This is a genomic window from Echinicola strongylocentroti (assembly GCF_003260975.1).
Taxonomy (GTDB): Bacteria; Bacteroidota; Bacteroidia; order Cytophagales; family Cyclobacteriaceae; genus Echinicola; species Echinicola strongylocentroti.
Window position 1 is genome coordinate 4,746,785 of the sequence record NZ_CP030041.1, and the last position, 15,362, is coordinate 4,762,146.

At 41.7% G+C, this 15,362-nt stretch carries 14 protein-coding genes; 7 read left to right on the top strand and 7 right to left on the bottom strand.

Going from position 1 to position 15,362, the window contains the following annotated elements; genetic code table 11:
* Nucleotides 1–128: 128 nt before the first annotated feature.
* The 5 genes from cas6 to DN752_RS18665 form a co-directional block, all read right to left on the bottom strand.
* Nucleotides 129–995, bottom strand: coding sequence for a CRISPR-associated endoribonuclease Cas6 (gene cas6 / locus DN752_RS18645; RefSeq protein WP_112785363.1), 867 nt, complete (start codon nt 993–995; stop codon nt 129–131).
* Nucleotides 996–1,106: 111 nt separating this feature from the next.
* Complete coding sequence (gene ychF, locus DN752_RS18650; RefSeq protein WP_112785364.1) at nt 1,107–2,204, bottom strand: redox-regulated ATPase YchF; 1,098 nt, start codon at nt 2,202–2,204, stop codon at nt 1,107–1,109.
* A 12-nt stretch (nt 2,205–2,216) separates the two neighbouring features.
* Entirely contained in the window at nt 2,217–3,302 is a 1,086-nt protein-coding gene (locus DN752_RS18655; RefSeq protein ID WP_112785365.1) for an AI-2E family transporter, read from the bottom strand.
* Nucleotides 3,303–3,434: 132 nt separating this feature from the next.
* Nucleotides 3,435–3,773 (bottom strand): DUF3276 family protein, encoded by a 339-nt coding sequence (locus DN752_RS18660; protein ID WP_112785366.1) that lies wholly within the window; start codon nt 3,771–3,773, stop codon nt 3,435–3,437.
* Nucleotides 3,774–3,968: 195 nt separating this feature from the next.
* Nucleotides 3,969–4,316: a 4Fe-4S binding protein gene (locus DN752_RS18665; protein WP_112785367.1), complete on the bottom strand. Its 348-nt coding sequence runs from the start codon at nt 4,314–4,316 to the stop codon at nt 3,969–3,971.
* Nucleotides 4,317–4,911: 595 nt separating this feature from the next.
* On the opposite strand from DN752_RS18665, the gene DN752_RS18670 reads away from it, so the two are divergent.
* The 5 genes from DN752_RS18670 (at nt 4,912) to DN752_RS18690 (ending at nt 11,864) form a co-directional block, all read left to right on the top strand.
* Complete coding sequence (locus DN752_RS18670) at nt 4,912–5,925, top strand: acyl-CoA reductase (RefSeq protein WP_112785368.1); 1,014 nt, start codon at nt 4,912–4,914, stop codon at nt 5,923–5,925.
* A gap of 233 nt (nt 5,926–6,158) precedes the next feature.
* Nucleotides 6,159–8,432 carry an aconitate hydratase gene (locus DN752_RS18675; protein WP_112785369.1) on the top strand — a complete coding sequence of 758 codons (2,274 nt, stop codon included), beginning with the start codon at nt 6,159–6,161 and terminating at the stop codon, nt 8,430–8,432.
* 98 nt (nt 8,433–8,530) lie between these two features.
* Nucleotides 8,531–9,145 (top strand): hypothetical protein, encoded by a 615-nt coding sequence (locus tag DN752_RS18680; protein ID WP_162633266.1) that lies wholly within the window; start codon nt 8,531–8,533, stop codon nt 9,143–9,145.
* 9 nt (nt 9,146–9,154) lie between these two features.
* Nucleotides 9,155–9,874 carry a DUF2490 domain-containing protein gene (locus DN752_RS18685; RefSeq protein WP_112785371.1) on the top strand — a complete coding sequence of 240 codons (720 nt, stop codon included), beginning with the start codon at nt 9,155–9,157 and terminating at the stop codon, nt 9,872–9,874.
* A gap of 94 nt (nt 9,875–9,968) precedes the next feature.
* Nucleotides 9,969–11,864, top strand: coding sequence for an ATP-binding protein (locus DN752_RS18690; protein ID WP_112785372.1), 1,896 nt, complete (start codon nt 9,969–9,971; stop codon nt 11,862–11,864).
* Here DN752_RS18690 and DN752_RS18695 read toward each other — a convergent pair.
* Nucleotides 11,852–12,799, bottom strand: coding sequence for a tetratricopeptide repeat protein (locus DN752_RS18695; RefSeq protein ID WP_112785373.1), 948 nt, complete (start codon nt 12,797–12,799; stop codon nt 11,852–11,854). The two genes, DN752_RS18690 and DN752_RS18695, sit on opposite strands and share 13 nt — an antisense overlap.
* A 244-nt stretch (nt 12,800–13,043) precedes the next feature.
* On the opposite strand from DN752_RS18695, the gene arsC reads away from it, so the two are divergent.
* Complete coding sequence (arsC, locus tag DN752_RS18700) at nt 13,044–13,397, top strand: arsenate reductase (glutaredoxin) (protein WP_112785374.1); 354 nt, start codon at nt 13,044–13,046, stop codon at nt 13,395–13,397.
* A 27-nt stretch (nt 13,398–13,424) separates the two neighbouring features.
* Entirely contained in the window at nt 13,425–14,438 is a 1,014-nt protein-coding gene (locus DN752_RS18705) for a cation diffusion facilitator family transporter (protein WP_112785375.1), read from the top strand.
* 500 nt (nt 14,439–14,938) lie between these two features.
* Here DN752_RS18705 and DN752_RS18710 read toward each other — a convergent pair whose 3' ends face one another.
* Nucleotides 14,939–15,346: a VOC family protein gene (locus DN752_RS18710; protein ID WP_112785376.1), complete on the bottom strand. Its 408-nt coding sequence runs from the start codon at nt 15,344–15,346 to the stop codon at nt 14,939–14,941.
* Between the last annotated feature and the right edge of the window lie 16 nt (nt 15,347–15,362).

Consider the following 15,362-nt stretch of genomic DNA (forward strand, 5'->3'; position numbering starts at 1 on the left):
ATCCCTAATCGGAATAATGAGGACCTGCGCCGAAAGTATTCCTTTTGGGGGCGTTACTCTTGAGTCAGATTGAATTTACCTGATAAAAAAAAGCCCGGTCAATATTGGCCGGGCTTTTTTTGGGTGTGTTACTCTTGTTCGTCTTCATCTTTTGGACCGGATTGGTCTTGCTGTCTGGATTTGTACGGAACAAATCCTTCCCTTTTGAATTTGTAGGGCTCTGTCCTTTGGCTCGGGGAGTTATTGGCCAGATCAAGCATACCGAAACCTTTGTGTGTAAAGGCTCCCAGTCCGCATTTGAACACGAAATCTTGGACTTCTTCTGCTGCATAAAGTGTAAAAGGCAGGGTGTAGCCTCTTACTTCATACTTCACATCCATGTCATACACGGAATAAATCCTAGCAAATTTCTTTTGCTGTTCCTTCAGCTTATTTACATAATTCATGTCCGGTACCACCTGAAACTTATAGAAAGATTCCATTTGTTCTTGGTTGTACCATCCAGAGCGTTCCATTCTGGTCAAGGTGGATTCGTATAACAAATCCGAGAACTCGTCCGTGTCTGGGTTGATGAATCTTTTTCCAGAATCATCATCGAATGTAGGCGTCAACAGTACCAAAGGAGAGATACAAACAAATTTGTTTGCACTTTCCAATACTGGTTCAGATTCCTTTTCTGTGTACTCGGGGGAGATGATGAGATTTCCCAACTCAATTTTTGGCGTTTTGAACACTTGCTCCAGCAGATAGTCAAGGAAGTCTTCATTGGGTGATGAAAGCACTAAGGTAACTAAGCTTGAGTAATAATGTAGGCCACTTCGACTTACTTTGGTCTGGCCCTTGAGACCAGAGAAGTTGAAGTAATTGTAGTTGAAAAACTCTTCACGACCACCTTTTACAATCAGACCTTTAAGAAACTGGGCCAAAATGTACTGGTGATGAAAGGGTAAATAAGCGCCTTTGTTTTTTAACGAAAATATTAATCTAATTCTCACGGCATTAAAAATGAAATGTTAAACAATAATTAATTTTTAATCCTCTTCTTATATCTGTAACGATATAATAATCAATTCATTCGCAAAATTATAATAAAATTCCAATTTATGTTAAACATTGAACCTAAAATGCATAATATCGCCGTCTTTAACGACATATTCCTTGCCTTCTACAGCGATTTTTCCGTTTTCACGACAGGCTGCCTCGGTCTTAAACATTTCATAATCTGGTAATTTTATCACTTCTGCCTTAATAAATCCACGCTCAAAATCTGTGTGGATCACACCTGCTGCAGCGGGTGCTTTCCAACCTTTTCTGATGGTCCATGCCCTAACTTCCTGCTTGCCAGCAGTGAAGTAAGTGATCAGGTCTAGTAGTGAGTAAGCTGCCCTGATCAATCTGTTGAGGCCACTTTCTTCTAAACCGTATTCACTCAGAAATAATTCCTTTTCATCAATATCTTCAAATTCAGCGATTTGAGATTCTATGGCTGCACAAAGCATAATCACTTCGGCATTTTCATCTTTTACGTTTTCTTTGAGCTTTTCTACATGCTCATTGCCGTTTTGGATGCTTGCTTCATCGACATTGGCGACATACAGCACTGGTTTGATAGTGAGTAAATGGATGTCCCTAATGGCTTCTAAGTCTTCCTTTTCTACTTCTATGGCCCTTGCGTTTTTGCCTTCTTCAAGCCCAGCTTTGAATACCTTTAGGATTTCAAGCTCTTTTTTCGCTTTAGCATCTCCTGACTTAGCTATTTTCTCAACTCTGACAATTTTCTTTTCGACAGAATCAAGATCTTTTAGCTGAAGTTCGGTATCTATTACCTCTTTGTCAAATATTGGGTCTACATTTCCTGCTACATGGACCACATTGTCGTCATCGAAGCAGCGAATTACATGTACGACGGCGTCGACTTCGCGTATATTGGCAAGGAATTTATTGCCAAGTCCTTCTCCTTTACTGGCACCTTTTACCAGACCTGCAATATCTACAAATTCAATGACAGTGGGCATTACTCTTTCTGGATCCACCAATTCTGACAGGATTTTCAGCCTGTTGTCAGGTACGGTCACCACGCCGACATTGGGTTCGATGGTGCAGAAAGGGAAGTTTGCTGCTTCTGCTTTTGCACTGGAGAGTGCGTTAAATAATGTTGATTTTCCGACGTTGGGCAAGCCAACGATGCCACACTGTAATGCCATTTATTCTTTTAACTATTTAATTTTAAATATGCGGTACTCTTTGTAGCCCCTATAGAACTCCTGAATAGAGACCCTGAAAATCGTATAAACGGGGATTGCGAGGATCATTCCGAGCACTCCGCCAATTTTTGCTCCTGCAAAGATAATAACAAATATTTCAAGTGGATGCGCTTTTACAGATTTAGAGAAAATTAACGGCTGCAAAAAGAGGTTATCGGTGAGTTGGACCACTGAAAACACTGCTAAAATCTTCATGACGAAGAAAGGCATTTCTTCTGTGCCAATAAAATCTCCGGTGATAAGCCCCACCAATACACCAAATGTGGCGCCCAGCATGGGGCCGGCATAGGGGATGAGGTTGGCCACTGCTGCAAATACCCCAATGGTGAGGGCGTAGTCCACACCTACGATGGCCAGACCTGTGGAGGCAATGGTGAAGATCGCCGTCATCTGAATGAGCAGTCCTACTAGGTAGTTGGAGAGCAGTCGTTCTACCTTGTGAAAGGTGGCCACGGAAAGCTCAAAGTATTCGTTGGGAACCAAGTTGATGATATTTCTACGCAAGAGGCCGTTTTCTAGGAGCAAAAAGAACGAAATGAAGACCACAGCCAGCACAGTGATCAGCACAGAACTGGTGGCATTGATCAGGCCATTGAGGAAGCCTTGAAAGTTGATTTCACGGATACTGGTGAGGATGGTGTCTTTTACTTGCTCAAAAAGGTGGCCAGGGTTGTTGCTGATTAAATTGAATTTTATCAAAAATGCCTCCACTTTACTGATGGGGCGTTGGATTTGTTCGTAGAGAAATTCGATATTCACATTTTGGATGACTTCCACTTGATCGATAATCAAGGGGATAAACAGCATGGTGATCAGGAAAAGAATCATGCCTATGGTAGCAAAGGAACAAATAATTGCCATCCATCTAGGGATATGATGCCCAAAAACATGGACGCTATTGATTCGATTGGTCATAGGGCGCAAGGCCGCAGCGATGACCAAGGAGATAATTAGGTAAAATGCAATGTTTGAAAAATACCACCCCAGCAGTAACAGGATGATGACAAAGGTCAGGACGGAAATAATAAGTTTCTGCATGCCATAAAAATAAAAAAAGAGATCGAACCCTTACTACTTCAGCAAAAATATTTTGCATAAAGTAAAGTATCCTGCTTAGGCAGGTTTGTCTTTAGGAAAGGTCCGATCTCAAGAATGTTTTTTAAGCAGGACTTAATCCCACTTCAAATCATCGCCGAATTTGTCTTCGGAACTGGCCTCTGCTTCTACCTCATATTGAGAGAAATCAAAGTCGGCCATCAATTCATTTTTGACGTGATCTACGGTATCCTGCAAAGCATTGACGAATTTGTCAAAATCTTCTTTATAAAGAAAGATCTTGTGCTTTTCGTAAACGAAGCTGTCATCACGGACTTTTCGCTTACTTTCAGTAATGGTCAGGTAATAATCGTTTGATCTTGTCGATTTTACGTCAAAAAAGTAAGTTCTTTTTCCAGCTTTTACTTTTCTTGAGAAAATTTCCTCTCTGTCGTTTCCTTTATGCTCTTCCACTTTCCAAAATTTTTAATTACTTGAATCAAGGATTTTAATACGATTGCCAAGTTAAATCAATTCATGATTTAATTTCAAGGTCTTGGAAGGTTTTTTTTTGAATGGGGAGTGTTTTTTTATCTATTAGGCTAAAAATCAGTGTTTTTTTTGATAAAATAGTAAAAATAAAAAGAGTGGCCTTGGCCACTCTTTCGTTTATTCTGCGTGTAGGTATTGTTTCTTTTCCAATAATTCCTCTTCTGACTCTGGATGATCAGGGTCATCTACGCAACAGTCCACTGGGCAGACTGCTGCACATTGGGGTTCTTCATGAAATCCTGTGCATTCCGTGCATTTCCCCGTTACGATGTAATAAAATTCATCAGAAACGGGCTCTTGAGGTTCTTCTGCATCAACTACTGATCCGTCTTCCAGCTTCACTTCCTTGAGCTCAGTACCACCACCCCAAGTCCACTCAAGTCCGCCTTCATAGATGGCAGTATTGGGGCATTCGGGCTCGCATGCACCACAATTGATGCATTCATCAGTTATCATTATTGCCATTATATTCTCCTTTTTTAATTAGAAATACAAAATTAAGAAGCATATAACAATATACCAATACAAATATTGCTACGCTGAATAATTTATAATGAATCTATGTTAATTTTTCGAATTCTACTTTGTAAACTATCTGCTTACCATAAAAGTTCTTTTTTTGATTGCTTTATTTACTATTCTATTTTTATCTATTTATGTAGCTAATTAAGATAGTGCATCAAGCTAGATAAGACTACCAGCTTCTTGGTTAGTTCAATGATATAAAATGATATTGGAAAACCAAACTAATGCATAACCCGAGTTGAAATTTAAACCCGGTTTATGCATTAGGAATCGTGATCGCCTGTCCCGATAGCTATCGGGAAGGTTTGAAACTGCAAGAAAATCAGGCTGTTTGGAGATTGAGGCATAGCACCGCTATGGTGAAATCGAAAACAGCAGCGAAGCGACTGATTTTGAAGTAGGTTCATACCGCAATAGATAGGCTAATGCATATTCCGGGTTAGATGGACTTGCCCTGAGAATATTGGAATGAATTACCCAGTATTATACTCAAAATAGGTATCTTTGTGGCCTGAAACATTTAAACGATTGCCCCATGACCCTTCAGGAGAGAGCAGCAGCATTTGTGGCCCTTGGTAAACGTATCGCCCAAATGTCTGATGCAGCATTTGACGAATTGGCTATTAGCGTAGAAAACAACAATAATTGGTTTACGTCGGATCAAGTGAGATTTGCGTTGCAAGGATTGTCGGCGATGTTGGAGGAGGAAAAAGTGAATGCATGGCTTGGTCGGTATGAACCAAAGGAGGTAGGCATACCAAAGCGAGTAGGTGTTCTTATGGCCGGAAATATCCCCGCAGTGGGATTTCATGACTTGATGATGGTGTTGGTCTCTGGCCATATTGCCCATGTCAAGCTTAGCTCATCCGATCAGGTGTTGATAAAATGGCTCGTAAATGAATTGGTGGATATTGCGCCAAGTCTGGGCGAAAGGGTGGTTTTTGAAGAAATGCTGAAGGCCAAGGATGCTTATATTGCTACCGGAAGTGATAATTCAGCCAGGTATTTTGATTATTATTTTGGAAAGTACCCTAGCATCATTCGCAAAAACAGGACATCAGTAGCCGTATTGGATGGGAGGGAGACAGAGAAGGATTTTCAGGAGTTGGCCAAAGATATTTTTCAGTATTTTGGTCTTGGTTGCAGGAATGTATCCAAGGTTTTTTTGCCCAATAAAGAACTGTTACAAGCCTTTCTTAAAGCCATAGAAGGGTATAGTTTTACATGCAGTCACCATAAATACCTCAATAATTACGAATACAATAAATCCATCTATTTGGTGAATTGCGATCGGCATTTGGACAATGGTTTTCTCCTCTGCAAGGAGAGTGAAGAACTGGTCTCACCAATAGCCGTGCTTTATTTTGAAGAGTATGCGAATACAAAGGAGCTTGAACAAAAGCTGGTGGGGCAACAAGAGAAAATCCAGTGTATCGTCAGTAAGGAAGCTTGGTATCCGTCCAGTGTGGCATTTGGCCAAGCTCAGCGGCCAGAGATTGATGACTTCGCCGATCATGTAGATACGTTTTCCTTCTTGCAAGGACTTTGAATAATCAGTGTTGGTAAGGGGGTGGTTATTGGCCTGTTTTTCCTGAATAAATGGTACTGTTTTGTGAGGCAAAACCAAGGTAAAATCCACCTAAGCAACGGTATAAGGGTTATTTTAAACCCGTATAAATAAGTAACATTACTTAGGTTTTGCTTCTATTTTTCGCCTAAAAATGTATCTTTGCCAACGATTTAAAATGAAATCAAGTTATCACTAAAAATAATTCATTTCAAATGGCATTTGATATAGAAATGATCAAGGCAGTATATGCGAAGTACCCTGAGCGTATCGCAGCTGCCCGAAAGACAGTGGGCAAACCGCTGACTTTAGCAGAAAAAATACTTTACGCTCATTTGTGGGATGGAGATGCTACGCAGGCATTTGAAAGAGGGAAGTCCTACGTGGATTTTGCTCCGGACCGAGTAGCGATGCAAGATGCGACTGCCCAAATGGCACTTTTGCAATTTATGCAAGCGGGTAAAGAAAAAGTGGCTGTGCCTTCCACAGCTCACTGTGATCACCTTATCCTGGCTCAGAAAGGTGCTGAAGAAGATTTGAGGAGTTCACTTACTGCCAGTGGAGAGGTGTTTAACTTTTTGGAATCTGTATCCAATAAATATGGTATAGGTTTCTGGAAGCCTGGTGCTGGTATCATTCACCAAGTGGTATTGGAAAACTATGCTTTCCCAGGAGGAATGATGATAGGTACAGATTCACATACCGTAAATGCGGGTGGCCTGGGTATGGTCGCTATCGGTGTAGGTGGAGCTGATGCGGTGGATGTGATGGCCGGCATGGCGTGGGAACTAAAGTTTCCTAAATTGATCGGTGTGAAGCTGACCGGAAAAATGAACGGTTGGACTTCGGCAAAAGACGTGATCTTGAAAGTAGCGGGGATTTTGACCGTAAAAGGCGGTACTGGCTGCATCGTAGAGTATTTCGGTGAAGGAGCCAAATCACTTTCTGCTACCGGTAAAGGGACGATCTGTAATATGGGAGCTGAAATCGGTGCGACCACTTCTACGTTTGGTTATGACGAGTCTATGGAGCGTTATTTGAGGTCCACTGATCGTTCGGATGTAGCAGATCTTGCCAACGAAGTAAAAGAGCATTTGACAGGAGACGACGATGTATATGCCAATCCTGAGCAATATTTTGACCAAGTAATCGAAATAGACCTGTCCACACTGGAGCCACATATCAATGGTCCATTTACTCCAGATAGAGCTACTCCTGTGTCTCAGATCAGAGCTGAGGCAGAGAAAAATGGATGGCCTACCAAGGTGGAGTGGGGCTTGATCGGTTCTTGTACCAACTCCTCTTATGAGGACTTGTCCAGGGCTTCTTCCATTGCCCAGCAGGCTGTGGATAAGCAGCTGAAGACCAAAGCCGATTTTGGTATCAATCCAGGTTCTGAGCAGGTAAGGTTTACCGCCGATAGGGATGGGCTGTTACAAATCTTTGAGGAGTTGGATGCCACCATCTTTACCAATGCATGTGGGCCTTGTATCGGACAGTGGGCAAGAACTGGTGCTGACAAGCAAGAGAAAAACACCATTGTTCACTCCTTTAACAGGAACTTCTCCAAACGTGCTGATGGTAACCCGAATACCCATGCATTTGTGACTTCTCCTGAGATGGTAGCTGCCATCGCCATTTCTGGTGATTTGGGCTTTAACCCCCTGACCGATACGCTGACCAACGCTAATGGTGAAGAAGTCAAGCTCGATCCTCCAAAAGGTGATGAACTTCCGGAGAAAGGCTTTGCTGTAGAGGACAACGGATACCAATCTCCCGCGGAGGATGGAAGTGGAATAGAAGTGAAAGTAAACCCTGAATCCAAGCGCCTTCAATTGTTGACGCCGTTTGATCCTTGGGATGGTAAAAATATCACTGGAGCTAAGTTGCTTATCAAAGCATTTGGCAAATGTACAACGGATCATATTTCTATGGCCGGTCCTTGGCTGAGGTTTAGAGGCCACTTGGACAATATTTCTGACAACTGCCTGATCGGAGCGGTGAATGCCTTTAACGAAGAGACTAATTCTGTAAAAAGTCAGCTGACTGGTGAGTACGGTCTCGTACCTGCTACCCAGCGAGCATACAAAGCTGAAGGGATTCCTACCATCGTAGTGGGGGATCACAACTATGGTGAGGGGTCTTCTAGAGAGCACGCTGCCATGGAGCCAAGACACTTGGGCGTGAAAGCGGTGTTGGTGAAGTCCTTTGCCAGAATCCACGAGACCAATTTGAAGAAGCAGGGTATGCTAGCCCTTACATTTGATAATGAAGCGGACTATGATAAAGTGCAGGAAGATGATACGATCAACTTCCTTGACTTGGATCAGTTTGCTCCCGACAAGCCGTTGCAATTGGAGTTTATCCATGCAGATGGTTCCAAGGACGTGGTCGTGGCAAACCATAGCTACAATGATGCGCAGATCAAATGGTTTAAGGCAGGTTCTGCACTTAACCTGATCAAGGAACAACAAAAAAACAATGCGTAACACCTAGAAAAGTAACAGTTACTGGTAAAAAGGGCTTGATGATGATTTCATTAAGCCCTTTTTTTATATATATTTAGGTATACTTAATACGATTTTTTATGGATAAAAGGTGTTTACTAATATTGATTTTGTGCAGTTTGTCCTTGACTGCTTTTGGGCAAGCGACAGATACCATTCCCAATAAAGACCAAACGGAGATAGGGATATCGGAAGATGATTTTCCGGACGATGCCCTGAAGCTTCTCGGGGATATTTCCAATGTGGAAAAATACAAATACTATAAAAAAGACAGTTTGGGCGAGTCAGTTTATGAGGCAAAGTTTAAACTAAAAGGGGAGCAGTATGCCGTGCTTTTTGATTCGGTAGGCTCACTCAATAGGGTAGAAGTGACAATTGGACAAAAGGAAATCACCCCTGATGAAAGTCTGTCAGCTATAAAAGAGTACTTTGATGACTCCTTTACGCGGTTCAAGCTGCTGAAGGTGAAAAAGCAGTTTTTGCCAAAAGGGGATGGATTGGAGGTAAATACGGTCATTGAGGCCTTTACAGAGGATAAGGACATGTCTTTTTGTACGGTTAGGTATATGGTGCAGGTTTCTGGAGATGTAGGGAACGGGACGGCCAAACTTTATGAAGTGACTTTTGATAAGGATGGCCAGTACCTGAAAATGGAAAGTGCAGCGATACAAAATATGGATAATATCATTTTTTAGTCCTGTGGTATGAGAAAATTTTTTACAATAGTTTTTTTTCTAATAGTCATCCAAAGTTCTTTCGCTCAGGGACATAAACGTGATTATTTTGGTACGCAGATAGGTACTTCATTTACTTATCCATTACCAAGGGGATGGAAGGCGAACGGGAAGCTGTATACCAGGATATTCTGGGCCAAGGATGGTCAAAATAACGAGGAATTGGGTAAGAATGCTCCTGCCATGGATGTAATCAGGTTTACCTTGGCCGTTGCAAAGAGCCATTCCCCCTTTTTTTCCTATGGCATGGGATACCTTATTGGAGGAGAGCAGGAGTTTGGTGGAGGCTATGACAGGGAAAACCGATTGTTCCAACAGGTGACTTTCTCGCAGCTATTGAAAGGGAGGGCAAGGCTTGCTCAGCAAATCAAGCTTGAGGAGCGCTTTATGGAAAGTGGAAACCGGGTGCGGCTCAGGACCAAATTTTCCTATGAGCTTCCGCTACAGGGCAAAAACCTGGACCCAAGTGAATGGTACCTGCTTGGAGAATATGAGCTACTTATGGATCTAAGAAATAAGCAGGCCCGCAACGCTTTTTTTTACGATAATAGGCTTCAGCTTAATATTGGGAGGTACACCATGAAAATGAAAAAAATCGAATATGGTATTGGGTATTATTTGACCACGATATCCAAATCATCTGATAAAGAGCAGTTTTGGTTTTTACGGTTTGGCTTGTTTTTAAACTGATTATTAGAAAAATACAATAATTAAATATTGTGGGGTATAAATTTTGGTTTTATCCAAATTTTAATCAATTTTAAGTATTCTTCCTTTGTGATAAATGAGACCAACATTGAGCAATACTTTTAGGACTATTTTGGATCAATCTACAGATTTGGTTTTTATTGTAGAAAAACAACAGCCGCACAGAATTGTGTACGGAAACAACTCCTTTTATTCACATATTGGCAATAGATTAGCAGAAAAATCATTGGTGGGAATGAAGGTGGACGGGGGGGCTTTGTCCCTAGAGGAAGAGTTTATTCTGAATTTTGAAAACCAATATTTCTCATTTTTTTTAGAGGAACTCCCAGAAGATGGGCTATACCTATTTCATAGAGGAGCCAAAATCAAAGTAGCCAGTTCTATTGAAAATGAAGAAGCCAATTCTCCTTTGGATGCTAGGGTAGAGGAACAGTTTTTCAAGTTGTTGATCAATAAAGTGCCAAGTGCCAATTTCCAATTGGTAATGGACGGTGAAGGGAAGTTGTGTTTTACCTATTTGAGCGATAGGATCAGGAAAATGCTGAAAGTAGGAGGGGCCAACGAATCATTTACAGGGTTGGATTATTTATTGAGCATGTTACATCCTATGGACGTGGGGAGAGTGCTCAAGTCCATCGTACACAGTACAAGGGTACAGGCTAATTGGGAATGTGAGTTCAGGATAAAAGTAAGGGAAAATATTGAGCCGATTTGGGTGGTAGGCAGGGCTGTTCCCGAAAAAGAAGGGCAAAACATAAACTGGTATGGATTGTTGTTGGATATCACGCCATTGAAAAACCAGCAAATGGCCATGGAAAAAGCCAAGCATGAAGCGGAGATTTCGAGTAAGGTGAAGTCTGATTTTATATCCACTATCATTCATGAAATCCGAACGCCTCTCAATGCAATAACAGGTTCTGTTTATTCACTTTTTGAAGAAGGTTACGCCCCTGTCCAGCGGCCTTTGCTCAACAATATTAATTTTGCTGTAGACAGTCTGATCATCATGGTCAATGACCTTTTGGATTTTCAGAAGACGGAGGCAGGGAAAATCCAACTGGATATGCAGCCTTTTAACTTGAGAGAGCTGCTGGCACAAGTGACGGGTGGGCTTAAATACCAAGCTCATGAGTCCAAAAATTCCCTTAACCTGATTGTCTCAGACCGATTGGATATCGACGTTATTGGTGATCGTTTACGCTTGGCTCAGGTGTTCAACAACTTGATCTCAAATGGCCTTAAGTTTACCCATGAAGGAAAGGTAGATGTTACGGCGACGATGGCAGAAGAAAGTGACCGAGAGCTCCGGGTGTATTTTGAAGTGAAAGACACAGGGATTGGTATAGCCCGCGAAAACCTCAAAAAGGTGTTCAATGAATTTGAGCAAGTGCGACAGAGTTTTGATGTCAAGTATGGCGGTACCGGGCTGGGGATGCCTATTACCAAGAAGCTTCTGATGCTAATGGGCAGCGATATTCAGGTAGAATCCGAGGAAGGGAAAGGCAGCACTTTCTTTTTTGAGCTTACTTTTGTAAAACCAGTTTTGTCCGATCAGGAAAATCAACTACAGTTGGAAGGTAGCCGGGATCCTTATCTACTTCCGAGCGGCCTAAAAGTGCTTTTGGCTGAGGATAATGATGTCAATGCCATTGTGATCATGAAGATTATCAAGCGCTGGGGCATGGAATGTGACCGTGTATGTGATGGAGAAGAGGCGATACAGGCCATGGAGCATCAGGAGTATGATATTATTTTGATGGATATTCAGATGCCCAAGATCAATGGGTGTGTAGCAGCCCGTGTTATTAAGGAGCGTTCTTCTGTACCCATTATTGCGCTGACAGCGGCGTCAAAACAGGAATTTTGTGAATCGGCTGATATCAATAGTTTGGATAGTTTTGTGTCCAAACCCATCAATGCCAAGGAACTCCAAAAGAACATTTATCAACTGGTAACCACTCACATCTCCTGAGCCAGGTCCAGGTATTTTTTAGTTAATTTGATGGATGAATCTTTTTGATTCACCTCTGTTAGGTACTTTAGCGCCAGTGTCTTATCATTTTTGAAATAATAGTATAAGCCTTTGTTTCTTAGCGCATAGAGGTTTTTGCTGTTTTGTTTGAGACTAAAGTTGATATCTTCAATACCGGCGTCCAGTTGATTGTCAAAAAGTAAATATAACCCCCTGTTGTTGTAGAAATAAGCTTGGCTGGAATTAAGGTCAATTGCTTTGTTTACCGATTTAATGGCTGTCGATATGTCGTCTTTTTCAAAAGCGATCAATGACCGAAGGTTGTATATGTTGGCCTCTTTCGGGTTGAGGTTTTCGGCTGTTTCGAGATCGGATTCAGCAGCAGGGTAATTGCCTTCATAGTAGTGGATGGTTGCTTTATTGACATATAGATCGACGATGGACTCGTCCTTTTGGATGGCTTGGTCAAAGGCCTGTAGTGCGGTTTTATAATTGCCCAAGGTCTCTTGGACCAGTCCTCTCAAAAAGTACCCGCGATAATCACCTGGAGCGATGGCGATCAATTTGTCAGCATCCGAAAGGGCATTATAATTGGCGCCATTGTCAAAGTTAGTGAGGCCTCGGTGGTAAAAGGCATCAGCAAATTTAGGCGATAGCGCTATGGTTTTGTTAAAATCACTGATGGCCAATTGGTATTTAGCCATGTCAGCATAGGCAAGTCCCCGGTTGTAGTAGGCATCGGTAAAATCTTCATCTAGGGCTAGTGCTTCATTGTAAAATGCGATGGCTCCTTGGAAGTCATTTTCCAGCATTTTGTTGTTTCCTTTCAATAAAAACCGTCCTTTTTTGTCCTCTACGGAATCGCAGGAGCTCAAGGAAACGATGGCGATAAGGAAGATAAGTAGTGATTTGAGTAGTTTCGTACTGGTAATCATAATGATAAGTTATGGGATAAAGATAATAATTGCTGGTTAAAAATCACTTAAAATCTGTAACCTTTGAATGTTAGGGAAGGTGAACAGGTATATTTGTAATAAGAAGTAGGTGTTTTTATTTAGAGAGAGAATGGCTACTTTTGAGCGTGTTTTGAGGAAACATAGCCATCAGGGCGCTGTTTCTTGCCAAGAATCCCGGAAAGAGATCCGGATCTATTTTCAATCATTAAATCCAAATACAACGATGAGTAAGGTGAAGATTTTTCATAATCCACGATGTGGAAAAAGCAGAGAAACACTTAAAATTGTACAAGAGCAGGTGGCCGAAGAGGAGATAGATATTATAAAATACCTAGAAGAGCCCCCGTCCACTGAGGAGCTGACAACGATTCTTTCTCTATTGGGGATCAAAGCGGAGGAACTTGTCAGAAAGAATGAACAGCTATGGAAAGATAATTTTAAGGGGCGGGAATTTTCCGAGGAAGAATTGGTAAAGGTGATGGTAGAAAACCCTAAATTGATCGAGCGTCCTATAGTGGTCAAGGATGGCAAAGCAGTCATTGGAAGACCTCCAGAGCAGGTGAAGTCTATTTTGTAGTTGTATGAGTCATTAACATCACTTTCCTTGAAAAATCCCAAAAAGCATTGGATCCTCGCTTCTTTTGTGCTCAGTTTACTGTTGCTTATACTGAAGTTTTATACGTATTACCTTACAGGGTCCAATGCCATCCTCACTGATGCGCTTGAAAGCATTGTTAATGTGGTCGCTTCGGGTTTTGCACTGTACAGCATCCATCTCAGCTCCTTACCACGGGACCAAAACCATCCTTATGGTCATGGTAAGGTGGAATTTTTCAGTGCTGGTATTGAAGGGGTGTTGATTATGTTGGCTGGGATGTTTATCATTTATCAGGCTATTGTTGGTTTTATTTTTCCTCCAGAACTGACTTCATTGCCTTTTGGTATGGCCTTGATTGGTGTTTCTGGGCTTGCAAACGGTGTCTTAGGCTACATGCTGATCGGTAAAGGCAAGACATATGACAGCCTGACGCTTGAGGCAGATGGGCGGCATATTTTGACAGATGCTTATAGTAGCTTTGTGCTGATTTTGGGTGTAGGAATTATCTACTGGACAGGAGCAGTGGTCCTTGATAGTATCCTTTCTATCATGTTTGCCCTTTACATCATTTTTAACGGTTACCTGCTGGTTCGCAGGTCGGTAGCAGGCTTGATGGACGAGCGTAACCCTGCATCCATGAGTACAGTGATCAAATTGCTCAACAGGCACCGTAAAAACAACTGGATAGATATCCACAATATGAGGGTTCAGCAGTATGGTGCAGATAAGCACATTGATCTTCACCTGACCCTGCCTTATTATTTTGAGTTGACAAAGGTGCATGACGAAGTGGAGGGAATGGAAAGTGTCTTGGAAAATGGGCTTTCTGGTCATGTGGAGGTGTTTGTGCATGCGGATCCTTGTATTCCTGAGAAGTGTTGCCATTATTGTATGGTGAATAATTGCCCGGTTAGGAAGTATGCCCGAACCAAGAAAATCTCATGGGATACCTCAAATATGACCAAAAACCAAAAACATTATCATGAGCTGATTAGTGATATGGATGAGAATGAATTTTGATGTATTGTTTTATATGAGCCTCCTGAATCTTACACGTAACCAAACTTCGAAAGCAAATTTTACAATGGTTCCATTGCGTGAAAAATCACGGATACATTTATTATTTATGGTGTATTTGATTGGTTTAAAGGGTTTTGTATTGGTGTTTTACTTGTTTATTAGATGAAAATTTCGTAGCTTAAAAGAAAAACGAGATGAGCAGCGATAAAAAATTCAAGGTTTTTCTGGCAGGCTCGACCATCGCTTGGTTAACACTAGTGGTGATGATCATTGTAATGTAGCCTCCAGATAAAAAGGATTATGCCATTGAGCACTGTTCGCCATACAGTAGGTTTTTTTTAAATGGAAAAGATTTTTGAAGGTGAAGAAGCGGGATGTAACGACATCCCGCTTTTTATATATCTGAATTTGGGATTTTTTTAGCTGATTGGGGTATGAAGTTTATTGGGCTTTTTCAATATCATCGAAGAAGAAAAATTGGTTGTAGAAAGGATCATTTGTTAGGATTGATACTTGAGTAGCCAGTAATTGCCGAATTTATCTTGGACTTCACCAACTAATGCTCCCCAGTAGTTTTCTTCAAGCGGAGCGATGAGTAGGCCTCCTTCCGATAGGTTGGACAAATAGGTACGGATTTCATTTTGGCTGCCACAATCGATCATCATCGAAACCGAATTCCCTTTTTTTAATCCATTATCACCTACCATATCTGTTCCGAGGAGTAAGGCCTGCCCATGTCTTAGGGTGGCATGAAGGATGCATTTTTTGAAGGCCGATGGAAGGTTGACTGATAAAGGGGACTCCTCTATGGTTTGAAATTCCAGTGTCCCTCCCAAGCAGGCTTGGTAAAATCGCATGGCTTCCCGACAGTTACCGTTAAAGGTGAGGTATGTGATGATTCTGCTCATAGGACAGCTGAGATTA